The organism is Shinella sp., assembly GCF_052438155.1.
Classification (GTDB): domain Bacteria; phylum Pseudomonadota; class Alphaproteobacteria; order Rhizobiales; family Rhizobiaceae; genus Shinella.
This window is the reverse complement of sequence record NZ_JBQVPI010000002.1, coordinates 437354-457919: the sequence shown is the minus strand read 5'-3', so window position 1 is coordinate 457919 and position 20566 is coordinate 437354. Positions and strand designations below refer to the sequence as shown.

Genomic DNA, 20566 nt, shown 5'->3' with positions numbered 1-20566 from the left:
CGCACTATATTCTCCACCTATCGGAGGCAACCATGACAATACGAACTCTTGCAGCCCTCGGGCTTGTTTTCCTGACCGCGACAGGCGCTTCAGCCCAGCAGGCCTCGGATAGCGTGGCGCCCGAGCGCGCGACCGGCCTCGCCGCCGCCAAAGTCGTGACGGCGAAGGAGCATATGGTGGCCGCCGCCCATCCGCTGGCGGCGGCGGCCGGCGAAAAGGTCCTTGCCGAAGGCGGCAGCGCGATCGACGCAATGATTGCCGTCCAGACCGTGCTCGGCCTCGTTGAGCCGCAATCCTCCGGCCTCGGCGGCGGGGCCTTCCTTCTCTATTACGATGCCGGCGCCAAGCGCATCACGACACTCGATGGTCGCGAAACCGCGCCGATGGAGGCGACACCGAAACTCTTCCTGGATGAGACGGGCCAGCCCCTCAAATTCTTCGATGCCGTCGTCGGCGGGCGTTCGGTCGGCACGCCCGGCACCGTCATGCTGATGCAGGAGGCGCACAACCGCTGGGGCCGCAAGGAGTGGAAAAACCTCTTCGCATCGGCAGAAGGGCTTGCCCGCGATGGTTTTGCCGTCTCGCCGCGCCTTGCCACACTGATCGCCGCGGAAGGCGACAAGCTGAAGACTTTCGAAACGACGACCTCCTATTTCTTCGGCGCCGACGGCGCGCCATTGAAGGCCGGCACCGTCCTCAAGAACCCCGCCTATGCCGAAACGCTCTCTGCAATCGCGCAAGACGGGGCATCGGCGTTCTACACCGGCCCGATTGCCGATGCGATCGTCGATACGGTGCGCATGTCCGGCAAGAATGCCGGTGTGCTTTCGCTCGCCGACCTCGCCAATTACCGCGTCGAGGAACGCCGCCCGGTCTGCATCGACTATCGCGCGCTCGACGTGTGCGGCATGGGACCGCCCTCCTCCGGTGCGGTTGCCATCGGCCAGATGCTCGGCATGCTGGAGAATTTCGACCTGAAGGCGCTCGGCAAGGACAATCCGGAAAGCTGGCGGCTGATCGGCGACGCCCAGCGCCTGGCCTTCGCCGACCGCGAACGCTACCTCGCCGACACGGATTTCATGCCCATCCCGGTCAAGGGGCTTATCGACAAAACCTATCTCGGCGAACGCGCCAAGCTGCTCGACGGCGACAAGGCGCTTGGCGACGACGCGGTGACATCAGGCAAACCGGAATGGGACCACGCCTTCAACTTTGGTCGCGACGCGGCCATCGAACTGCCCTCCACCAGCCATTTCGTCATCGTCGACAGGCAAGGCAACGTCGTCTCGATGACCACGACCATCGAAAACGGTTTTGGCTCACGGCTGATGACCGGTGGTTTCCTGCTCAACAACGAACTCACCGACTTCTCCTTCAAGACCCATGACGACGGCGTGCCCGTTGCCAATCGCGTCGAGCCGGGAAAACGCCCGCGCTCCTCCATGTCGCCGACGATCGTGCTGAAGGACGGCAAACCGCTTTTGGCCATCGGCTCGCCCGGCGGCAGCCAGATCATCGGCTATGTCGCGCAGGCACTGATCGCCCATATCGACTGGGGCATGGATGTCGGCCAGATCGTCGCCATGCCGCACCTCATCAACCGTTTCGGCCCCTACGACCTCGAAGCCGGCACAGACGCCGAAAAACTCGCCGAACCGCTGAAGGCCCTCGGCTACGAGGTGAAGGTGGGCGAGATGAATTCGGGCCTGCACGCCATCGAACTTTCCGCAGATGGCCTCAAGGGGGCCGCCGATCCGCGCCGTGAAGGTATCGCCATCGGAAAATGATGCGGCTGTTGACCACGAGATCGTCGCGCTTTCACGGCGCGACGAAATCCGCTAGGTCATCTCCATGACGACGACAGATTTTCCCTTCCTCTCCATCGATCCCGCGAGCCGCCGCGTCTCCCTCGACGGCCGCAATCCTGATTTCTACCGCGATCCGAACCCGGTCTATGCGGCGCTGCATGCGCACTGTCCCACCTTCTGGTGGGAAGAGCAGAAGATGTGGTATTTCACCGGCTACGACCATGTGAACGGCCTGATGCGCGACCGCCGCTTTGGCCGGCAGATCCTGCATGTGGCGACGCGCGAAGAACTCGGCATGCCCGAGCCGCAGGCGCATCTTGCGCATTTCGATGCGGCGGAAGCCTGGTCGCTGCTGGAGCTGGAACCGCCGGAACACACGCGGCTGCGCACGCTCGTCAACCGCGCCTTCGTCTCGCGCATAATCGACCGGCTGACGCCGGAAATCACCGACCTCTGCCACCAGGCGATTGACCGGTTCGAGAAGGACGGCAATGTCGAGCTGCTGTCTGCCTTCGCGGATATCCTGCCGGTGACGATGATTGCCCGCATGATCGGCATTCCGGACGAGATGGGGCCGCAGCTGCTGAAATGGTCGCATGCCTATGTGCGCATGTATATGTTCGGCCGCACGCAGCAGGACGAACGCAACGCCGACAAGGCGGCGCAGGAATTTTCCGACTATATGCGCAGCGTGATCGCCGAGCGCCGGGCGGAGCCGCGCGACGACCTGCTCTCGCACATGGTGCACACGGAGCACCGCGGCCAGCTCCTCACCGAGGATGAGCTGATCTCCACCACCATCGTGCTGCTCAATGCCGGGCACGAGGCGACGGTGCACCAGATCGGCAATGCCGTGCGCACCATTCTCGAAAACAATGCCGACCCGGCTTTGCTCTTTGCCGATGAAAAGACGACGGAACGCACGGTGGAGGAATGCCTGCGCATTTCCGCGCCGGTGCATATCTTCGATCGTTTCGCGCTGGAGGACGTCGAACTCGACGGCATCCAGTTCCGGCGTGGCGACAAGGTGGCGATGATCCTCGCCGCCGCCAATCTCGATCCGAAGAAGTTTTCCGATCCGCTCGTCTTCAAGCCGGATCGCAACGAGGGTGCCAACCTCTCCTTCGGTGCCGGCATCCATTTCTGCATCGGCGCGCCGCTTGCCCGGCTGGAGCTGAACATCGCGCTGCCGATCCTCTTCCAGCGCCTGCCGGGGCTGAAGATCGCGAAAAAGCCCGTGGTCAAGGATGTCTACCATTTCCACGGGCTCGAGACGCTAGAGTTGGAATGGTGAGGCGCTGAGTGGCACACGGCGACAATATCGTCATTATCGGTACTGTCTTCGTCGCGGTCTATCTATTCGTCCCCATCGCCACGCTTGCCTCCGGCTTTCTGAGGTCGCGTGGCGATGAGCGGACCTTCTTGGCACTCGTAGCCGCCAACGTTGCCCTCTGGGTCTTGTTCACGACATCCACACGCGAAGACAGTTTGGCGTGGGGCCTTTCTTTTCCGCACCTCTGCCTGGTTATTCTGACGTCGGTGGGCGGCGGCGTGGCACGCTTCTATCGGGCACCGTCCGGTACGAAATCATCAGGGACCGGCAGCATGCTGTTGGGCTTCGCCATCGGCGTTCCGGTGCCCCTCACCGTCCTCGGCCGCGTGGGTCTCTTCAGCCATCAACCACATGCCGGCGTAACCGTCGCCCTGGTCTTTTTGACTGGCTTCCTACTCTACCAAGCCAGTTCAGGCCGCAGCCGAATGCGGCTGAAGCAGCCTTTTGACACCTACGGCTTCACATGCTTCGCGCTCGCCGGGACGCTGGGCATCGCGACGTTTCTGGCCAATTTTTTCCCGCTACAGGCGGCGCCCTAGCCCCCGAACAGGACCGGTGCGCACTGCCCGGGCTGGCAAAAGCCTTGTCGGCGACGTCCTAGAGACGGATGACGTAATCCTTGCGAGTCGTTTCAACGACTTCCCAGCTTCCCTTGAAGCCGGGTCTCAGGATCAGACGGTCGCCGGCCTTGAGGGAGAAGACCTCGCCCTCGTCGGAGGTGACGATCGAATGGCCTTCGAGGATGTGGAAATACTCCCACTCGTCATACTGAATGCGCCATTTGCCGGGCGTCGACTGCCAGATGCCGGAATAGATGCCGCCCTCGGCCTCCTCGATGTTCCAGCTGGTGAAGATCGGATCGCCGGAAATCAGCCGGTCCGCGGCCGGTTTGCCCACTTCGGGTTCGATGCCGGCAATGTCGAAGGGTTGCGCCTTGCTCATGATTTTGTCCGTTCAATGAAGGGAAAACGGGCGGCCGCTACGACCGCCCGGGAAGGATCAGGCCTTGGCCAGCGCCTGTTCGATATCGGCGATGATGTCGGCGACGTCTTCGATGCCGATCGACAGCCGCACGACATCCGGGCCTGCACCGGCCGCCACCTGCTGCTCCTCGGTGAGCTGGCGATGGGTCGTAGACGCCGGGTGGATGACCAGCGAGCGCGTGTCGCCGATATTGGCCAGGTGCGACAACATTTCCAGCCCTTCGACGAAGCGCTTGCCCGATTCGTAGCCGCCCTTCAGGCCGAAGGTAAAGACGGCGCCCGCGCCCTTCGGCGAATAGCGCTGCTGCTGGGCGTGGTTCGGATCGTCGTCGAGGCCGGCATAGGTGACCCAGGAGATCTTTTCATGGTTCTTCAACCACTTGGCGACGGCGAATGCATTGTCGCAATGGCGCTGCATCCTGAGCGGCAGGGTCTCGATACCGGTCAGGATCTGGAAGGCATTGAAGGGCGAAATGGCGGGGCCGAAGTCACGCAGGCCAAGCACGCGGCAGGCGATGGCGAAGGCGAAATTGCCGAAGGTCGCATGCAGCACCACGCCGCCATATTCCGGCCGCGGCTCGGACAGCGCGGGGTACTTGCCGGAAGCCGTCCAATCGAACGTGCCGCCATCGACGATGACGCCACCCATGGAATTGCCATGGCCGCCCATGAACTTGGTCAGCGAATGCACGACGATATCGGCGCCGTGCTCCAGCGGGCGAACGAGATAGGGCGTCGCCATCGTGTTGTCGACGATCAGCGGCAGGCCGTGGCGGTGCGCCACTTCGGCAATGCCGGCAATGTCGACGAAGGTGCCGCCGGGATTGGCCAGGCTCTCGATGAAGATCGCCTTGGTCCGGTCGTCGATCTGGCTTTCGAAGGAGGAAAGGTCACTGGTATCGGCCCAGCGCACCTGCCAGTCGAAACTCTTGAAGGCATTGCCGAACTGGTTGATCGAGCCGCCATAGAGCTGGCGGGCCGAAATGAAATTGTCGCCCGGACGCATGATCGTGTGGAAGACCAGGAGCTGCGCGGCATGGCCGGAGGCGACGGCGAGTGCTGCCGTGCCGCCTTCCAGCGCCGCGACGCGCTCTTCGAGCACGGCCTGCGTCGGGTTCATGATGCGGGTATAGATATTGCCGAAAGCCTGCAGGCCGAACAGCGAGGCGGCGTGGTCCGTGTCGTTGAAAACGAAGCTGGTGGTCTGGTAGATCGGCGTCGCGCGCGCACCGGTCGTCGGGTCCGGCTGTGCGCCGGCGTGGACGGCGAGCGTGGAAAATCCGGGTTTGTTCTTCGTCATGAAATGGCCTCCCTGGCTAAAGTCGGCGCACTATTTCAGAGCGATAAGAGCCGGTCAAAGAAAGATTTTCTGGAAAAGGGCAGCAGCGACAATCCGTCTTGCACGCCGGAAAACTTCACGCGACGAGGCGCGGATATTCGATGGCCGGGCAGCGATCCATCACCACCTTGACGCCTGCCGCCTCCGCCGTTGCGGCGGCCGCATCGTGACGCACGGAGAGCTGCCCCCATATCGCCTTTGGCAAGGGGCTGAGCGCCAGCGCCTCCTCGACGACTGACGGCAACGCATCTGCCGCGCGAAAAACGTCGATCATATCGACCGGCTCGACGATATCGGCAAGGCGCCCGACGACGGGCTGGCCGAGGATTTCCTTGCCGACCTGGCCGGGATTGACCGGAATGACGCGGTACCCCTTGCGCAGCAGGAAAGCCATGACCCGATAGCTCGGGCGCTCCGGGTTCGGCGAGGCGCCAACAAGCGCGATGACCTTCGTCGAACGCAGGATGTCGGCGATGTAGTAGTCCGGATAGGAATCGTGATTCATGATGCTTTCCCGTTTCTCGCGGGAGAATTGGGGTAACGCAACGTGAAGTCAATGTTTGACGACCGTCAGGACGCCTTGAGCATCAATACCGGATATTCCGTTACCGGGCAGCGATCCATGACGACCTGGAGGCCGGCGGCTTCCGCACGGGCGGCAGCGGCATCGTCGCGCACCGTGAACTGGCCCCAGAGCACGGATGGCAGAGGACGAAGGGCCAAAACCTCGTCCACCACCGCACCCAACTGGTTCGCGGCCCGGAAGACATCGACCATATCGATCGGTTCGGGAATATCGGCGAGATGGGCATAGACGGTCTGCCCGAGGATGGTTTTGCCGGCATGGCCCGGGTTGACCGGAATGACGTGGTAGCCCTTGCCGAGCAGGAAACCCATCACGCCGTGGCTCGGCCGCGCGTCGTTCGGCGATGCACCAAGCATGGCGATCGTGCGAACGGATTTCAGGATGTGGCGGATGTAGCTGTCGGCATAGTGATCGTGGTTCATCGCTGCCTCCTCCGGCGTTCGCGACCGTCTCTCACTCGTCTTCCAAGTCATAGTCTAGCGCAGAACGTTAAAGAAGACGACCGTGTTTGCGCGCGCCCTCCGGAAGGACATGTTCCGTTTCGGGCCAGTCATCACGGAATTTGCCGTCCCGATCACAAGATTTGCTAGAAATCCCGATTGCAAATCCCTGGCTTTGGGCAGATGAAGGCGCTTCTTCCGCCTGTGCCTTCCCCCCTCGAGGTCCCAGATTGCCGCTAGACGTTCTTTTTCTCGTGCTGTTCGGCGCGGCCCTGCATGCGAGCTGGAATGCCCTCGTCAAATCCGGCACGGACAAGTCGCTCGATGCCGCGATGGTCTCGCTCGGCGGCGGCATGGTCGGCCTCGCCTTCCTTGCCTTCGTGCCCCTTCCCCACCCGGATGCCTGGCCTTTCATCCTGACGTCGGCCGTCCTTCAGTTCGCCTATTTCCAGCTCGTCGCAGCAGCTTACCGGGCGGGCGACATCGGCCTCGTCTATCCGCTGATGCGTGGTGCCGCACCGCTATTGGTCGCCACCACGAGTGGTTTCATTCTTGGCGAACATCTCACGCCCACCGCCATGGCCGGCGTCCTGGTCATCTCCGCGGGTGTCTTGACGCTGGCCTTCGAGTCCCGACATGGCAGCCGACGCGCCATCGTCTATGCGCTGGCGAACGCCGCCGTCATCGCCACCTACACCTTCGTGGACGGCGCGGGCGCGCGCGTCTCCGGCAACGCTGTCTCCTATACGCTGTGGATGTCGCTGCTGCCCCCCGTCCTGCTTTTCAGCTGGGCAATCTTAAGGCGCGGCAGCCGCCCGGTCTGGAACCATGTCCGTCACAACTGGGCCCGCGGCCTGTTCGGTGGCGTCGGTTCAATCGCCTCCTATGGCCTCGCGCTCTGGGCGATGACCAAGGCACCCGTCGCGACCGTCGCGGCACTGCGTGAAACCGCCATCCTCTTCGCCCTCCTCATCTCGGTTTTCATCCTCAAGGAGAAGGCCAGCATCTGGCGATACATTGCCGGCGCGGTGATTGCGGCGGGCGTGCTGGTACTGAAGCTCGCGTGAGCGACTACTTGAAGCCAAACTCCGCCTTCATGATTTCGAAAAGCTCACGAGCAGCGACTTCGTCCAGTTGAATGGTCTGGCTTAATTTGCCGACATCCTGGCGGTCCGGTCGGCCATAGGTCGATATCTGCATCAACTTTCGTCCGTCGTAGTCTTGGACAAATAGCTTTGCTTCGACTTCGCCATGAAGCTGAAGACGCTCCATTTGATCTCGTTGGAAACTCGCAATCCTCGCCATTACTTCTGTCCCCACTCCGGCATGCGCTTGCCGAGAAAGGCGCCAATACCCTCCTGCGCATCCTCTGCGAACATGTTGTCCACCATCGTGGCAACGGCGACATCATAGGCGTCCGCCAGCGGCAGGCCTGCCTGGGCGCGGAAGGCGGCCTTGCCGATGCGCAGGGCCTGCGACGACTTCGCGGCGATGACGGCAGCGTATTTGTCGACGACCTGGCGGAGATATTGCTGCGGCACGATGCGGTTGACGAGGCCGAAATCCTTGGCGGTCGAGGCGTCGATCGTCTCGCCGGTGAGCAACATCTCCATCGCCTGCTTGGGGTGGGCAGCACGGGTGACGGCGACCATCGGCGTCGAGCAGAACAGGCCGATATTGACGCCCGGCGTGCAGAAGGTGGAGGTGTCGGTGCAGATGGCAAGGTCGCAGCTTGCGACGAGCTGGCAGCCTGCCGCCGTTGCAAGACCATCGATTTCCGCCACCACGGGCTGCGGCAGCGCGGCGATCTTCAGCATGATATCCGCCGCCATGCGCATGGTCTTTTCGAAGAAAGCGCGCCCGCCGTCCGCGTCGCTGCGGCGCGCGGTCATCTCCTTGAGATCGTGACCAGCAGAAAAGACTTTCCCCGTCGAGGCAAGCACGACGATGCGAATGGCGTCATCGGCGGCAACGGCATCCAGCGCGTCACCCAGCGCCTCCATAACGGCGATGGAGAGGGCGTTGGCGGGCGGGTTGCTGAGCGTGATCCGCAGGATGGGCTCGTAACGCTCGACCCGCAACAGCCCTGCCGACTCCTCTTTCCTGAACGATACCACATCCGCCATGACCGGCCTCCTTCGTTGCTCTCGTCCATCGGTCCTACGCCTGGCCGCAGATGGTTTCAAGCATGCCACCATAGACTTTGAGGGGGCTTGCCGCGGGCGCCAAATCGGTCTGTAAACGCGGACGACAGGAGACGAGAGCCAATGAAACTGACGCCGGTCATGGATCCGGAAGCGCTAAACCGCTTCCTTGAAACCGATTTTCCGCAAATTCATACCGACGGCAAGGTCTTCGACGTAACGATGGTCGGCCCCGGCATGGTCGTCATGCGGCTCGTTCCGAACGAACGGCACCTGCGCCCCGGCGGAACGATCTCCGGTCCCACTCTGTTCGCGCTTGCCGACGTGGCCGCCTATTGCGTGGTGCTCGCCCATATCGGCCCGGTGGCGCTCGCCGTCACCACCAATCTCAACATCAATTTCCTGCGCAAACCCAAGCCCGGCCCCCTCTTCTGCACCTGCCGGATTCTCAAACTCGGCAAGCGGCTGGCGGTGGTGGAGGCTTCCATTTTCGACGAGGACGGCGACGATCTGGTGGCCCATGCCACCGCGACCTATTCGATTCCACCGCGATAATGTGTGGTATCAAAATACCACTTTCGTAACGCATTGTTTTTACTGAATTATCTTTGGCGCCGCCCAAATCGCCTCCCTTGACGCCCTATCGGCTCTCGCTTATAAGCCGCTCCAGATCGCGGTCCTCAGGGGCCGCGTTCGATTTTTGGCATCCGCAAGGGGCCAAACCAAGCAACAAGAAGCGCCCAGGGCCGCAAGGCTCCGGGACCCTAAAGAAAGAGCTACTCCCATGGGAACCTTCGTACAGAAGCCCGCCGAGGTAGAGAAGAAGTGGATCCTCATCGACGCCGAAGGCCTCGTTGTCGGTCGCCTCGCTACCCTCATTGCAAACCGCCTGCGCGGTAAGCACAAGGCAACCTTCACGCCCCACGTCGACGACGGTGACAACATCATCGTTATCAACGCTGACAAGGTCGCTTTCACCGGCAAGAAGTACTCCGACAAGACGTACTACTGGCACACCGGTTACCCGGGCGGCATCAAGGAGCGTACGGCTCGCCAGATCATCGAAGGCCGCTTCCCGGAGCGCGTTCTCGAGAAGGCTGTTGAGCGCATGGTTCCGCGCGGCCCGCTCGGTCGTCGCCAGATGAAGAACCTGCGTGTCTACGCCGGCGCCAACCACCCGCACGAAGCCCAGCAGCCCGTCACCCTCGACGTCGCCAAGCTGAACAGCAAGAACACAAGGAGCGCCTGATAATGGCCGACCTCTCCTCGCTCAAGGACCTCGGCGTCGCTGCCGCAGCTCCCGCTGCCTCCGCCCCGGTTCACGTCAAGAAGGTTGACGCCCTGGGTCGCTCCTACGCCACCGGCAAGCGTAAGAACGCTGTCGCACGCGTATGGGTCAAGCCGGGCTCCGGCAAGATCACCGTCAACGGCAAGTCTTTCGAGACCTACTTCGCCCGCCCGGTTCTGCAGATGATCCTGCAGCAGCCGATCATCGCGGCTGCCCGTGACGGCCAGTTCGACATCGTCGCCACCGTCGCCGGCGGCGGTCTTTCCGGCCAGGCCGGTGCCGTTCGTCACGGCGTCTCCAAGGCGCTGACCTACTTCGAGCCAGGCCTGCGTCCGGTCCTCAAGAAGGGCGGCTTCCTGACCCGTGACTCGCGCGTCGTCGAACGCAAGAAGTACGGCCGTGCAAAGGCACGTCGTTCGTTCCAGTTCTCCAAGCGTTAATTCGCTCGGAAGACTTGTTCTTCAGGAAAGGCCGGGGTTCGCCCCGGCCTTTTCGTTTTTTCCGGGCAGAATCCCTCTTGCCTTAAAGCCCGCGATTGGCGAACGTCCCGCCAGAATTCGGAGGGATTTTCATGGCCAACAAGACAATCGACCACGCCATCACCGCCAAGACACTGAAGAGCGCCGCCTCGGACCCGACCCATGCGGGCATTCTCTCCTTCATGCGCCGGCGCTACACCAAGGTGTTGAAGGATGTCGACGCGGTCGTCTGGGGCATTCCCTTCGATGCCGCGACCTCCAACCGCCCCGGCACGCGATTCGGGCCGCAGGCGATCCGCCGTGCCTCGGCGATCATGGACAACGATCCGCAATATCCCTTCGAGCGCGACCTTTTCGAGGACATGGCCGTTATCGACTACGGCGACTGCCTGCTCGACTACGGCAATCACCAGAAGACGCCGGGCGCGATCGAACGTGAAGCGAAGAAGATCCTGAAATCCGGCGCCTACATGCTGACGCTCGGCGGCGATCATTTCATCACGCTGCCGCTGCTGCGCGCGCATGCCGAAAAATACGGCCCCGTCTCGCTCGTTCAGTTCGATGCCCACCAGGATACATGGGCGGATGAAAAAGGCCGCATCGACCACGGCTCGTTCGTCGGCACAGCCGTGCGCGAGGGCCTGATCGATGCCGAAACGTCGATCCAGATCGGCATCCGCACCCATGCGCCGGAAGATTGCGGCATCCGCATCCTCTATGGCTACAACGTGGAAGAAATGAGCGCCGCCGAGATCGCCGATGCGATCATCCACCATGTCGGCGACAGGCCGACCTATCTGACCTTCGATATCGATTGCCTCGACCCCGCCTTTGCCCCGGGCACCGGCACGCCGGTCTCCGGCGGCCCCTCAAGCGCCCGCATCCTTTCGGTCCTGCGCAAGCTCGGCGCGCTGAACATCGTCGGCTCGGATGTCGTCGAGGTGGCTCCCGCCTATGACCACGCCGATATAACCGCCATCGCCGCCTCCAACATCGCCATGTACATGCTGGGACTTCACGCCGAGACACTCGCGGAGCGACGCTGACGCACGGCATTGAATGCGACAGTTCAAGGGGCTATATCCAGCCGCGAACGCGGCATTGAATAGATTGGATTGCAGATGAAACCGAAGATCTTCATCGATGGCGAACACGGCACGACGGGTCTGCAGATCCGCACGCGCATGGCCGGCCGCAGCGATGTCGAGCTGCTTTCCATCCCGGAAGCCGAACGCCGCAACGCGACGCTGCGCGAAGACCTGCTCAACAGCGCCGACGTCGCGATCCTCTGCCTGCCGGACGATGCCGCAAAGGAAGCCGTCGCCATGGTTTCCGGCAACAATTCCGTCCGCATCATCGACACCTCGACGGCGCACCGCGTCGATCCGGACTGGGCCTATGGCTTCGCCGAGATGGACCGCGCGCAGCCGAAGAAGATCGCGGACGCGCGTTGTGTCGCCAATCCGGGCTGCTACCCGACCGGCGCGATCGGCCTCCTGCGCCCGCTGCGACTTGCCGGCATCCTGCCGGAGGACTATCCCGTCACGGTCAACGCAGTCTCCGGCTATACCGGCGGCGGCAAGCAGATGATCGCGCAGATAGAAGAGGCCGGGCATCCCGAGCACATCGATTCGCCGCACTTCCTCTACGGCCTGTCGCTGAAGCACAAACATGTGCCGGAAATGCAGGTGCACGGCATGTTGTCGCGCGCACCGCTCTTCTCGCCTTCCGTCGGCAAGTTCGCGCAGGGCATGATCGTGCAGGTCCCGCTCTATCTGGCAGACCTCAACGAGCACGCCTCGCTCGGCTCCCTCCATGAGGCGCTGGCCGAGCACTATGCCGGCCAGGACATCGTCGAGGTCGTCGATCTCAAGGAAAGCGCCAACCTCGCCCGTGTCAACGCGGTGGAACTCGCCGATACCGACCGCATGAAGCTCTATGTCTTCGGCACCGCAGGCAGCCCACACGTCAATCTCGTCGCCCTGCTCGACAATCTCGGCAAGGGCGCCTCGGGCGCGGCGGTGCAGAACATGGATCTGATGCTGAAGGGATGAGGATCGGACATCCTACCCTCCCCGCCGAATGGCGGGTCGAAAGCGCCGATCTGATCGCAGACACGACCGCCGGGAGCGTCTATGACGTGAAGCTCGCCGGCGGCGAACCTGCGATCATCAAACAATTGAAACCGAAGGTATTGGAAGACGGCCTACGCGGTGCGGATTTCCTCGCCTGGCGGAATGGCATCGGCTGCGTGAGGCTGCTTGCTCGCGACGACACCATTCTGCTGATGGAACATGCCGGCACGACGACGTTGCGGGACCACCTCGTTGCCCATGGCGATGACGATGCGACCCGTATCGCCGCAGAAGTCCTCGCCGAATATCACCGCCCTTCGGACACCCCGCCGCCAGAAGGCCTGCAACCGCTGTCGCGATACTTCGCAAGCCTGTTCGACAAGGCCGAGCGGGACCGCCGGGAGGGCGTGGCCAGCCCGTTTGCGGAAGCGGCAGCGCTGGCCGAGGCACTAATGGCCGACCAGCGCGACATCAGGCCGCTGCATGGCGACCTGCATCATGAAAATATCGTGTCCGGCCCGCGGGGCTGGCTCGCGATCGATCCCGCAGGGCTGATCGGCGATGCCGCGCTCGATGCCGCCAACATGTTTTCCAACCCCCTCGACCGTTTCGACCTCACCCGGAACGAAGAGAGGGTCGCGTCGATGGCGGGCATCTTCGCCGAAACACTTCGGCGCGATGTCCGCACCATCCTGCGCTACGCCTTCGCCTATGGCTGCCTGTCGGCTGCGTGGCATGACGAGGACGGCAATGCCGGGGATTGCGACGATGAACTTGCCGTTGTCGCCGCAGTCCGCAACGTCCTCATGCAGGCCTGATCGGATCAGCGCCGGCCGGCGACCGTCGTCTCCAGCGGATATTCACCGACGAAACCCCGCCAATGCGCGATCGCAAATCCCAGCACAACCAGCGCCCCACCCTGGTGGGCGAGCGCCCAGCCGAGCGGCACCTGCCAGATCAGCGTCAGGATGCCGATCATCGCCTGGAGACAGACGAGACCGAAGAGCACGAGGGCGCGACGGGCATGCGTCGTTTCGGGGGCTGCGCGCAGCGATGAGATCATGTGGATGACCACGAGCGCAAAGAGCACATAGGCGCCGATGCGGTGGACGAACTGCACCGTCTTCGGGTTTTCAAAGAGGTTGATCCACCAGGGCTGCTGCACGAAGAGGCCGCCCGGCACCACGGCGCCGTCCATCAGCGGCCAGGTGTTGTAGGTGAGGCCGGCGTCGAGACCGGCGACGAGCGCGCCGAGATAAATCTGGAAGATCGCCATGCAGGCGATGATGCCGGCCATGCGTCGCGAGGCCGCGGTCGGGGCCGGATCGTCACTGTGCGGCGAGAGCGCGCGCATCAGCCACATCGTCCAGGCGAAGATGAGACAGGCGATGGTGAGGTGGGTTGCCAGTCGGTACTGGCTGACCGAGACGCGATCCGCCAAGCCGGAGGAGACCATCCACCAGCCGATGAAGCCTTGAAAACCGCCGAGCGCCAAAAGGCCGACCAGGGGCCAGCGCAGCTTCTTTTCGATGCGGCCGGTCAGCCAGAAGAAGGCGAGCGGCACCGCGAAGACGAAACCGATGGAGCGCGCGATCAGCCGGTGTGCCCACTCCCACCAGAAGATCGTCTTGAACTCCTCGACGGTCATGTCCTTGTTGATCTGCTCGTATTGCGGAATGCGCTTGTAGAGGTCGAATTCCTCCTGCCATTCCGTGGCCGTGATCGGCGGGATGACACCATGGATCGGCTTCCATTCGGTGATGGAGAGGCCGGATTCGGTAAGCCGCGTTGCACCGCCGACGAGCACCAGCACGAACAGCGTGAACAGCACGAAGCCCAGCCAGCGGCGCACCTGCCGGCGGTTGCGGTCGGTCCTGTCCGTGTCGTTCTGGCTGCGATATGCGGTCGCGGTCATGGCGCTCATTCCATCGGCTCCTTTTCCAAAGCGTCGGTTTGGCTGTCGCTTTGGCTAAATTTGCGCAGTCCCGAACGCAAAACCGCTCGCACGCGTTTGCTGGACCTGCTCTGGCGTTGATTTGCCTGACCAGCCCGTGCAAAACAAGGCCCGACGCTTTGCGGCATGCCGTCGCGCCCTTGCCGACTGACCTCTTGTTTTGCGCATGTCGTTATCGCAAAACCGCTCCACACTTTTGCGCGACATGCTTTGAGATTGAAAGACCGACAATGCCCCCTCGCCTCAGAAAACTGATCGGCACGGTACTGATCATCATCCTCGTCCTCGTCTATGCGCTGGTCGCAACCACCGTCGCGGTTGCCACGCTGGGGCAATCGCCCTGGTACATCCACCTGCTCTACTTCACGGTCACCGGCGTGCTGTGGATCCTGCCGGCCATGTTCATCATCAAATGGATGGAAAAGCCCGGCAAGCCGCGCGACGAGTAGACGTCATGCGGATCGCCGTCATCGCCGATGTTCATGGCAACGATCTCGCACTGGACGCTGTCCTTGCGGACATCGAACGCCGGGGCATCACCGAAATCGTCAATCTCGGCGATCATCTGAGCGGCGCGCTGAATGCGAGCCGCACGGCCGATATCCTGCTTTCACGGCCGAACATCGTCTGCATTCGCGGTAATCATGACCGCTGGCTCATCGAGAAAGAACGGGCGGCGATGGGAAGCTGGGACCGTATAGCGCATGTGCAACTGGAGGCGCATCACCTGAACTGGCTGGCGCAGCTGCCGGCAACGGCGGTCCTTCACGACGAAATCTTCCTCTGCCACGGGACACCGCAAGCAGACACGGTCTACTGGCTGGACGAAGCATTCGAGGGCGGAATGCGACTTTCATCGATCGAGCGCATCGAGTCCCTGGCAGAAGGCAATGACTATCCTGTCCTGCTCTGCGGCCACACCCATGTCGCCCGCATGGTCCGCCTGCGTGATGGCCGGCTGGTCGTCAATCCTGGCAGCGTGGGCTCGCCAGCCTACGACGATGACGAGCCGGTGCCGCACAAGGTGGAGACCGGCTCGCCGCATGCACGCTACGCCATCATCGAAAAGCGTAACGGCACGTGGGACGCAGCCTTCCATCTTGTAAGCTACGATCACATGGCGATGGCCCGGCTTGCAGAGAGCCGCAGCCAGCGTGAATGGGCGAGTGCTCTTTCCACCGGCTGGCTTCGTTAAAACCTATCGCCGAGCGGCTCGCACCAGATACGCAGAAAGTCCGCTAGGATAGAGCTCCACGCCATCCGGAAGCGCATGCGGCATGAACCAGCGCGCCGTCCAGACCGAGCGGTCGTGTTCGACAAGCGCGATTTCGGTGCGTTGGTAGAGGCTTTCGTCGAGTAGACGGATGTTGGCTGCGAAGATGAATTCGTGACCCTGCGCGCCCTCATGCCAGAACAGGTTCTCGAAGGTCGTCCAGGGTCCTTCGATTGCGATGCCGCAACCGAATTCCTGCTGGAACTCCCGTGCCAGCGCTTCTTCCCGCGTCTCGCCGAATTCGATTGCCCCGCCGGGCGGGCGAACACCCTTCACGGTGCCGTCATCGCGCGTCACTTCCGCCGCCAGCAGGCGGTCGTCGTGCCAGGCTAGACCCAGCACCTTCACATGGATTTTCTGCGGCGGCCGCCATGTCTGCATGTCTGTCTCCTATCCCATCGGCTTTTGTCGGACTTCGTTATGAAATTGCTAACCGCGCCTGCCAATTTCCCCGGGTGGGTTCGGCGAGGTCAGTGGATTTAAACTCTTTTCCCAAGCCTAGTGCCTATGGTGTTTTCGCGGCGATGCGGCCGCTGGCCAGGTGCATAAGGGTCGAGCCCATGGGAGCGATGCAACTCAATTTCCAGATCATGCCGTCCGAGCGCGACCTCGCGGCCCGATACATGGGGTTGATTGCCGATGAGGGGCGCACGCCCTCGGTCGTGCCGCTGTCCATCCGCCTGCATGACCGCATGGAACCGCTGGAAACCCGCTGGCGGGCCCTTGAAGCCGATAACAACCTTTCGCTTCACCAGAGCTACGACTGGTGCCGTGCCTGGGCGGAAACCCATGCCTGCAAGCTATTGATCGTCGAAGGTTTTTCCGGTGGAAAGACGCACCTCATCCTGCCGCTGGAAATCGTGCGCCACGGCCCCGTGCGCACCGCGCGTTTCCTCGCCACCCCGTTCAGCAACATCAATACGGGCCTCCATACCGAAGAATTCCGTTTTCTTGCGGCACCGCCGCGGCTGCGCCAGGCTTTCGAGCAGGCGCGCGCGCAGTTCGCCCGTTACTTCGACCTCTTCCTTTTGGAAAAGGTACCGCTCGACTGGCGCGGCCAGACGAATTCCTTTGCCGACCTGCCGTCGGTGCTGAACCAGAACGCCGCCTTCCAGCTCGAACTGTTCGAGAGTTTCGAACGCACGCTGGCGCAGGTCAATGCCAAGCGTCGCCGCAAAAAATTCCGCAATTCCGAACGTCGCGTCGAGGCGCTTGGCGGCTACGAACACGTCGTCGCCAACACACCCGAAGAGGGCCGCCTCCTGCTGGAAACCTTCTTCCACCAGAAAGCCGCTCGTTTCGACACGATGCGCCTGCCCGATGTCTTTCGCGACGAGGAAACGCGAAACTTCTTCCGCAAGCTGGTCGCAGTCGAAAGCGATGCCGAAACCTATCCGCTCCAGCTTCATGCCGTGCGCCTCAAGGGCGAGCACGAAGGGCATATCGTGGCGATCGCCGGTCTTTCGCGCAAGGGCGACCATGTGATCTGCCAGTTCGGCTCGATCGACGAGAGCATTGCGGCGGATGCCAGCCCCGGTGAATTCCTGTTCTATCTGGCGATCCACAAGCTGTGTGGCGAAGGCGTGCGCCTTTTCGATTTCGGCATTGGCGACCAGGCGTACAAGCGCTCCTGGTGTGCCATCGAGACGCCGCAGCACGACCTGCTCTGGCCGACGACGGTGGCCGGCAGCATGGTTGCCGCCGTGCATCGGGCAAAGGCGGGCGCAAAGCGCCTCATCAAGCAGAACCCGCAGTTCTACGCCTTCCTGCAGCGCATGCGCTCCGGCAAGACGGAATTCGTCCGCGCCGGTGAAGGCGCAGACTGAACCGTCAGGCGGCGCGGCGACGGGGACGCCGGGGCGGCTCTGCCCCCTCGCCCGTCATCAGCACGATCTCGCTGTAGCCGGCCTCACCGAAAGCGCTGATCAGGTCAACGATCTCGTCCTCTTCGGCACCCGGAATTGAGAGGATGATATCCGTCTCCTCGCCCCGCGTCAGGCGGCGCACGCCCTCCACCTCGGCCGGGCCGCATTCCACGATCACCGTATCATAGGCGTCGGCGAGCGAATCGATCACCATGGCCAGCCGATCGATGCCGCGCATCGCGCGCTTGATGTTGGCATTGCCGCGCGGAATGATATGCGCGCTGGAGAGACGGTCGCCGTGGATGATGTCGCCGAAGGCGGCATCGCCGACGAGAAGGTCGGTGATGCCCGGCACATGGGCCGATTGCGCCATCAGGCGTGTCGGGCAGGCTGAACCGGTCAGGTCGATCAGAAGCGTCGTGCGATGGTCTTCAGCAATCCGGCGGGCCAGCATGACCGTCGCCGTCGAACCGCGGTCGCCGGAAGGCGAGACGGAAATCGCAACGGAAACATTGTTCTCGATCATGTGCCGGGCAACGGCTGCGACCGAAAAATCGCCTTCGTCTTCGAAGGCGGGCATATCAATCAGGGAAGGACGCATGCTCTGCTCCTCTTCTTCCTCGTCGTCGTCTTCTTCGGGACCAACGCCCGACAGCAGGGATTTTGCCGGGGCATCGATGTCTTTCACGGTTGCGAGATCCTCGCGTACCAATGGTACCCGCTTGGCGACGGGCTCGACCGCAACGGCCTCCACCACATCCTCATCGATCTCCTCCTCGCGCCGATGCGGCACCGCCGCTGCACCGACCGGCTTCAGCGCGCGGCCGCTGAAAAGCTCGGAGAGCAGGATGGCGATGGAACTGAGGGTGAAACCGACGACTCCGCCGACGATGGTTATCGGCACGACCTTCGGGAAGGCGGCTTCCGTGGGTATCGCGGCGGCAGAAATGATGCGGGCATCGGCCGGCGACGAGCCGCTGTCGGTGCGCGATGTCGCCTCGCGATAGCGGGCGAGATAGGTTTCGAGGAGCTGGCGCTGGGCCGTTGCCTCGCGCTCCAGCGCCTTGAGGCCGACTTCGTCCTCGCCGGCACGTGCGCTGTCAGCCTTCAGCGTGTTGATCTGCTGGGCAAGCTGGGCTTCGCGCAGTCGCGCCGTGTTGGCCTCGTTTTCAAGACTGGCCAGAATTTTCTGGGTTTCCGCCTTTATCTGCGCGCGAATGCCCGTGAGCTGCGAGCGCAGGCCCTTGAGGCGCGGATGCCCGTCGAGAAGCGACGTCGAAAGATCAGAAATCTGGCCCTGGATCTGCGATTCGCTTTCCTTGAGCCGCTGGATCATTTGCGAGCCGACGACATCCGCCAGCGTGTCCGGCGCGTCGCCGTTCTTCAGCACCGCGCGCACGTTTTCCGCCCGCGCTTCCGCATTGGCGCGCTCGCCGCGCACACGGGCGAGTTCGGTGGACATGTCCGTCAGCTGCCGCACCGCGAACGTGCTGTTCTCCCCTGTCGGCAGGAGATCGGATTGCGAGCGGTATTCGGCAACCTTCTGTTCGGCTTCACGCACCTTTTCGCGCAAGTTGGCGATTTCCGGCTCTAGCCAGCGTGTCGCCTCGGAATTGGTGTCCAGCTTGGCGCCGCTCTGCAGCGACAGGAAGACCTTTGCCATCTCGTTCGGAATCGCTGCCGCAAGGCGCGGATCCCTCGAGCTGAACTCGATGGCAACCACGCGCGAGCGTTCCACCTGATAAACGACAAGCCGTTCGGAAAACTCCCTCAGCACGCGGTCTTCCGGCGCGAGATCGAGCGGGTTCTTCCTCAGGCCGAAGAGCACGAGCAGGTCGGAGACCGCAGACGGCTGCGCGGTCGGGTCGAATTCCTCCAGTTCGGACAGGTTCAAGTTCCGCGCGACCTGTTTCATGAGATCGGCGGATTTCAGGAGCTGCACCTGGCTGGCAATGCCAAGCTCGTCGAAGGGTGGCTGTTCCCGGCTCTGCGTGCGGTCGGTACCGGTTGTGAAGGCGGGTTCGCGCGTTTCGATGAGGAGCCGTGCTTCACTCTTGTATTTGGGCGTGATCAGGCTCGCACCGGCGAAGGCGAGCCCCGCACAGGCCACGGTCGCCATGAGCACACGCATACGGTTGCGCCAGATTGCGCCGAAAAGACCGCCAAGGTCGATATCGACATCCTGCTGGCTTCCCTGAACGCCTGACATATCCCTACTCCGAACGCGACGAATTGCCCGCACCGTAAACAAACATGGTAACCTAAGCGTTAACCACCACGAGTAGAACGAGCATTGATTCACGCGCCCGGCGTGAAAAAATCTGCAATTCCCACCCTTATCCACTCCCATCCTTTACCAGCCATTAACCCTAACGGATCGATAACGAAGGTCAGACTTCTGATTTCCGGGATTGGGAAAGCGAATGGCGTTCGCAACGATCAACAAGGGCATGCTGCTCGCGCTGGCACTCATCGTGCCGGCCGTTTCGAGCTGCAGCGGCTACCGCCCTGCCCCCAAGGCCTTCCACGAGGCGACCATCCAGCCCTATCGCCTCGACAGCGGCGACCGCTTGCGCGTCACCGTGTTCGAACAGCCGGGGCTCAGCAATACCTATACAATCGACCAGGCCGGCTATGTCGCCTTCCCGCTCATCGGCGCGGTACCGGCGCGCGGCCAGACGCTCCAGGAGCTGGAAAGCATCATCGCGGCAAAACTGCGCCAGGGCTATCTGCGCGATCCCGACATCTCCATCGAGATCGATCGCTACCGCTCCATCTATCTGATGGGCGAAGTCGGCCAGGCCGGGCAGTACAGCTATGTCGCCGGCATGACCATCCAGAACGCCATTGCCGTTGCCGGCGGCTTCTCGCCGCGCGCTAACCAGGGCGATGTCGATGTGACGCGCAAGATTAACGGAAAGATCATCACGGGCCGTGTATCGATTTCTGATCCGGTCCTGGCCGGCGACACGATTTATGTTCGCGAACGGCTGTTCTGA

Annotated in this window: 23 protein-coding genes; 14 read left to right on the top strand and 9 right to left on the bottom strand. The window is 62.6% G+C overall.

Annotated features, from left to right (window positions below; all coding sequences use genetic code 11):
- The first annotated feature begins 32 nt into the window (after window positions 1-32).
- The 3 genes from ggt to ACT6VE_RS06900 all read left to right on the top strand — a co-directional run bounded on the left by ggt (window position 33) and on the right by ACT6VE_RS06900 (window position 3680).
- Window positions 33-1787 carry a gamma-glutamyltransferase gene (gene ggt, locus ACT6VE_RS06910; RefSeq protein WP_444797859.1) on the top strand — a complete coding sequence of 585 codons (1755 nt, stop codon included), beginning with the start codon at window positions 33-35 and terminating at the stop codon, window positions 1785-1787.
- A 64-nt stretch (window positions 1788-1851) separates the two neighbouring features.
- Window positions 1852-3102, top strand: a complete 1251-nt coding sequence (locus ACT6VE_RS06905; protein WP_444797858.1) for a cytochrome P450 — start codon at window positions 1852-1854, stop codon at window positions 3100-3102.
- An 8-nt stretch (window positions 3103-3110) separates the two neighbouring features.
- A complete protein-coding gene (locus ACT6VE_RS06900) occupies window positions 3111-3680 on the top strand; it encodes a hypothetical protein (RefSeq protein ID WP_444797857.1) in 570 nt (189 codons plus the stop codon).
- A 58-nt stretch (window positions 3681-3738) separates the two neighbouring features.
- Here ACT6VE_RS06900 and ACT6VE_RS06895 read toward each other — a convergent pair whose 3' ends face one another.
- From ACT6VE_RS06895 to ACT6VE_RS06880, 4 genes are all read right to left on the bottom strand, one after another.
- Window positions 3739-4083 carry a cupin domain-containing protein gene (locus tag ACT6VE_RS06895; protein WP_444797856.1) on the bottom strand — a complete coding sequence of 115 codons (345 nt, stop codon included), beginning with the start codon at window positions 4081-4083 and terminating at the stop codon, window positions 3739-3741.
- Between the two features lie 57 nt (window positions 4084-4140).
- On the bottom strand, window positions 4141-5424 hold the full coding sequence (locus ACT6VE_RS06890) for an O-acetylhomoserine aminocarboxypropyltransferase (protein ID WP_444797855.1): 1284 nt from the start codon (window positions 5422-5424) through the stop codon (window positions 4141-4143).
- A 115-nt stretch (window positions 5425-5539) separates the two neighbouring features.
- On the bottom strand, window positions 5540-5968 hold the full coding sequence (locus ACT6VE_RS06885) for a CoA-binding protein (protein ID WP_444797854.1): 429 nt from the start codon (window positions 5966-5968) through the stop codon (window positions 5540-5542).
- Between the two features lie 65 nt (window positions 5969-6033).
- Window positions 6034-6471: a CoA-binding protein gene (locus ACT6VE_RS06880; protein ID WP_444797853.1), complete on the bottom strand. Its 438-nt coding sequence runs from the start codon at window positions 6469-6471 to the stop codon at window positions 6034-6036.
- Between the two features lie 248 nt (window positions 6472-6719).
- Between ACT6VE_RS06880 and ACT6VE_RS06875 the strand changes: the two genes are divergently transcribed.
- Window positions 6720-7556, top strand: coding sequence for an EamA family transporter (locus tag ACT6VE_RS06875; RefSeq protein WP_444797852.1), 837 nt, complete (start codon window positions 6720-6722; stop codon window positions 7554-7556).
- Between the two features lie 4 nt (window positions 7557-7560).
- On the opposite strand, the gene ACT6VE_RS06870 is transcribed toward ACT6VE_RS06875, so the two are convergent.
- Both ACT6VE_RS06870 and ACT6VE_RS06865 read right to left on the bottom strand, forming a co-directional pair.
- Window positions 7561-7761, bottom strand: a complete 201-nt coding sequence (locus ACT6VE_RS06870; RefSeq protein ID WP_444797851.1) for a methionyl-tRNA formyltransferase — start codon at window positions 7759-7761, stop codon at window positions 7561-7563.
- Window positions 7762-7793: 32 nt separating this feature from the next.
- Complete coding sequence (locus ACT6VE_RS06865; RefSeq protein ID WP_444797850.1) at window positions 7794-8615, bottom strand: enoyl-CoA hydratase; 822 nt, start codon at window positions 8613-8615, stop codon at window positions 7794-7796.
- 141 nt (window positions 8616-8756) lie between these two features.
- On the opposite strand from ACT6VE_RS06865, the gene ACT6VE_RS06860 reads away from it, so the two are divergent.
- From ACT6VE_RS06860 to ACT6VE_RS06835, 6 genes are all read left to right on the top strand, one after another.
- Entirely contained in the window at window positions 8757-9188 is a 432-nt protein-coding gene (locus tag ACT6VE_RS06860) for a PaaI family thioesterase (RefSeq protein WP_444797849.1), read from the top strand.
- Window positions 9189-9417: 229 nt separating this feature from the next.
- Entirely contained in the window at window positions 9418-9882 is a 465-nt protein-coding gene (rplM, locus tag ACT6VE_RS06855; RefSeq protein ID WP_444797848.1) for a 50S ribosomal protein L13, read from the top strand.
- A gap of 2 nt (window positions 9883-9884) precedes the next feature.
- The gene (rpsI, locus tag ACT6VE_RS06850) at window positions 9885-10361 is read left to right on the top strand and encodes a 30S ribosomal protein S9 (protein ID WP_444797847.1); all 477 of its coding nucleotides are present in this window, start codon (window positions 9885-9887) and stop codon (window positions 10359-10361) included.
- Between the two features lie 131 nt (window positions 10362-10492).
- A complete protein-coding gene (speB, locus tag ACT6VE_RS06845; protein ID WP_444797846.1) occupies window positions 10493-11446 on the top strand; it encodes an agmatinase in 954 nt (317 codons plus the stop codon).
- A 75-nt stretch (window positions 11447-11521) separates the two neighbouring features.
- Window positions 11522-12454, top strand: coding sequence for an N-acetyl-gamma-glutamyl-phosphate reductase (gene argC / locus ACT6VE_RS06840; RefSeq protein ID WP_444797845.1), 933 nt, complete (start codon window positions 11522-11524; stop codon window positions 12452-12454).
- Entirely contained in the window at window positions 12451-13293 is an 843-nt protein-coding gene (locus ACT6VE_RS06835; RefSeq protein ID WP_444797844.1) for an aminoglycoside phosphotransferase family protein, read from the top strand. Before argC ends, ACT6VE_RS06835 begins: the two co-directional genes overlap by 4 nt.
- A gap of 5 nt (window positions 13294-13298) precedes the next feature.
- Here the strand turns inward: ACT6VE_RS06835 and ACT6VE_RS06830 are convergent, their stop codons facing one another.
- Complete coding sequence (locus ACT6VE_RS06830) at window positions 13299-14399, bottom strand: COX15/CtaA family protein (RefSeq protein ID WP_444797843.1); 1101 nt, start codon at window positions 14397-14399, stop codon at window positions 13299-13301.
- Window positions 14400-14659: 260 nt separating this feature from the next.
- Between ACT6VE_RS06830 and ACT6VE_RS06825 the strand changes: the two genes are divergently transcribed.
- Together ACT6VE_RS06825 and ACT6VE_RS06820 are read left to right on the top strand one after the other, a co-directional pair.
- Entirely contained in the window at window positions 14660-14878 is a 219-nt protein-coding gene (locus ACT6VE_RS06825; RefSeq protein ID WP_069059164.1) for a DUF2842 domain-containing protein, read from the top strand.
- Window positions 14879-14883: 5 nt separating this feature from the next.
- Entirely contained in the window at window positions 14884-15624 is a 741-nt protein-coding gene (locus ACT6VE_RS06820) for a metallophosphoesterase family protein (RefSeq protein WP_444797842.1), read from the top strand.
- Window positions 15625-15627: 3 nt separating this feature from the next.
- Here the strand turns inward: ACT6VE_RS06820 and ACT6VE_RS06815 are convergent, their stop codons facing one another.
- Complete coding sequence (locus tag ACT6VE_RS06815; protein ID WP_444797841.1) at window positions 15628-16083, bottom strand: NUDIX hydrolase; 456 nt, start codon at window positions 16081-16083, stop codon at window positions 15628-15630.
- A gap of 179 nt (window positions 16084-16262) precedes the next feature.
- Here ACT6VE_RS06815 and ACT6VE_RS06810 point away from each other — a divergent pair, with 179 nt between their 5' ends.
- Window positions 16263-17528 carry a GNAT family N-acetyltransferase gene (locus ACT6VE_RS06810; RefSeq protein ID WP_444797840.1) on the top strand — a complete coding sequence of 422 codons (1266 nt, stop codon included), beginning with the start codon at window positions 16263-16265 and terminating at the stop codon, window positions 17526-17528.
- A 4-nt stretch (window positions 17529-17532) separates the two neighbouring features.
- Here ACT6VE_RS06810 and ACT6VE_RS06805 read toward each other — a convergent pair whose 3' ends face one another.
- Window positions 17533-19776 carry a Wzz/FepE/Etk N-terminal domain-containing protein gene (locus ACT6VE_RS06805; protein ID WP_444797839.1) on the bottom strand — a complete coding sequence of 748 codons (2244 nt, stop codon included), beginning with the start codon at window positions 19774-19776 and terminating at the stop codon, window positions 17533-17535.
- A gap of 241 nt (window positions 19777-20017) precedes the next feature.
- Between ACT6VE_RS06805 and ACT6VE_RS06800 the strand changes: the two genes are divergently transcribed.
- Window positions 20018-20566 (top strand): polysaccharide biosynthesis/export family protein, encoded by a 549-nt coding sequence (locus ACT6VE_RS06800; RefSeq protein WP_444797905.1) that lies wholly within the window; start codon window positions 20018-20020, stop codon window positions 20564-20566.

What these genes read in the sequence shown, in the direction of transcription:
- ggt (WP_444797859.1), top strand. Translation starts at nt 33, where the DNA reads ATGACAATACGAACTCTTGCAGCCCTCGGGCTTGTTTTCCTGACCGCG.
- ACT6VE_RS06905 (WP_444797858.1), top strand. Translation starts at nt 1,852, where the DNA reads ATGACGACGACAGATTTTCCCTTCCTCTCCATCGATCCCGCGAGCCGC.
- ACT6VE_RS06895 (WP_444797856.1), bottom strand. Translation starts at nt 4,083, where the DNA reads ATGAGCAAGGCGCAACCCTTCGACATTGCCGGCATCGAACCCGAAGTG.
- ACT6VE_RS06890 (WP_444797855.1), bottom strand. Translation starts at nt 5,424, where the DNA reads ATGACGAAGAACAAACCCGGATTTTCCACGCTCGCCGTCCACGCCGGC.
- ACT6VE_RS06885 (WP_444797854.1), bottom strand. Translation starts at nt 5,968, where the DNA reads ATGAATCACGATTCCTATCCGGACTACTACATCGCCGACATCCTGCGT.
- ACT6VE_RS06880 (WP_444797853.1), bottom strand. Translation starts at nt 6,471, where the DNA reads ATGAACCACGATCACTATGCCGACAGCTACATCCGCCACATCCTGAAA.
- ACT6VE_RS06870 (WP_444797851.1), bottom strand. Translation starts at nt 7,761, where the DNA reads ATGGAGCGTCTTCAGCTTCATGGCGAAGTCGAAGCAAAGCTATTTGTC.
- ACT6VE_RS06865 (WP_444797850.1), bottom strand. Translation starts at nt 8,615, where the DNA reads ATGGCGGATGTGGTATCGTTCAGGAAAGAGGAGTCGGCAGGGCTGTTG.
- ACT6VE_RS06860 (WP_444797849.1), top strand. Translation starts at nt 8,757, where the DNA reads ATGAAACTGACGCCGGTCATGGATCCGGAAGCGCTAAACCGCTTCCTT.
- rplM (WP_444797848.1), top strand. Translation starts at nt 9,418, where the DNA reads ATGGGAACCTTCGTACAGAAGCCCGCCGAGGTAGAGAAGAAGTGGATC.
- rpsI (WP_444797847.1), top strand. Translation starts at nt 9,885, where the DNA reads ATGGCCGACCTCTCCTCGCTCAAGGACCTCGGCGTCGCTGCCGCAGCT.
- speB (WP_444797846.1), top strand. Translation starts at nt 10,493, where the DNA reads ATGGCCAACAAGACAATCGACCACGCCATCACCGCCAAGACACTGAAG.
- argC (WP_444797845.1), top strand. Translation starts at nt 11,522, where the DNA reads ATGAAACCGAAGATCTTCATCGATGGCGAACACGGCACGACGGGTCTG.
- ACT6VE_RS06835 (WP_444797844.1), top strand. Translation starts at nt 12,451, where the DNA reads ATGAGGATCGGACATCCTACCCTCCCCGCCGAATGGCGGGTCGAAAGC.
- ACT6VE_RS06830 (WP_444797843.1), bottom strand. Translation starts at nt 14,399, where the DNA reads ATGAGCGCCATGACCGCGACCGCATATCGCAGCCAGAACGACACGGAC.
- ACT6VE_RS06825 (WP_069059164.1), top strand. Translation starts at nt 14,660, where the DNA reads ATGCCCCCTCGCCTCAGAAAACTGATCGGCACGGTACTGATCATCATC.
- ACT6VE_RS06820 (WP_444797842.1), top strand. Translation starts at nt 14,884, where the DNA reads ATGCGGATCGCCGTCATCGCCGATGTTCATGGCAACGATCTCGCACTG.
- ACT6VE_RS06815 (WP_444797841.1), bottom strand. Translation starts at nt 16,083, where the DNA reads ATGCAGACATGGCGGCCGCCGCAGAAAATCCATGTGAAGGTGCTGGGT.
- ACT6VE_RS06810 (WP_444797840.1), top strand. Translation starts at nt 16,263, where the DNA reads ATGGGAGCGATGCAACTCAATTTCCAGATCATGCCGTCCGAGCGCGAC.
- ACT6VE_RS06805 (WP_444797839.1), bottom strand. Translation starts at nt 19,776, where the DNA reads ATGTCAGGCGTTCAGGGAAGCCAGCAGGATGTCGATATCGACCTTGGC.
- ACT6VE_RS06800 (WP_444797905.1), top strand. Translation starts at nt 20,018, where the DNA reads ATGCTGCTCGCGCTGGCACTCATCGTGCCGGCCGTTTCGAGCTGCAGC.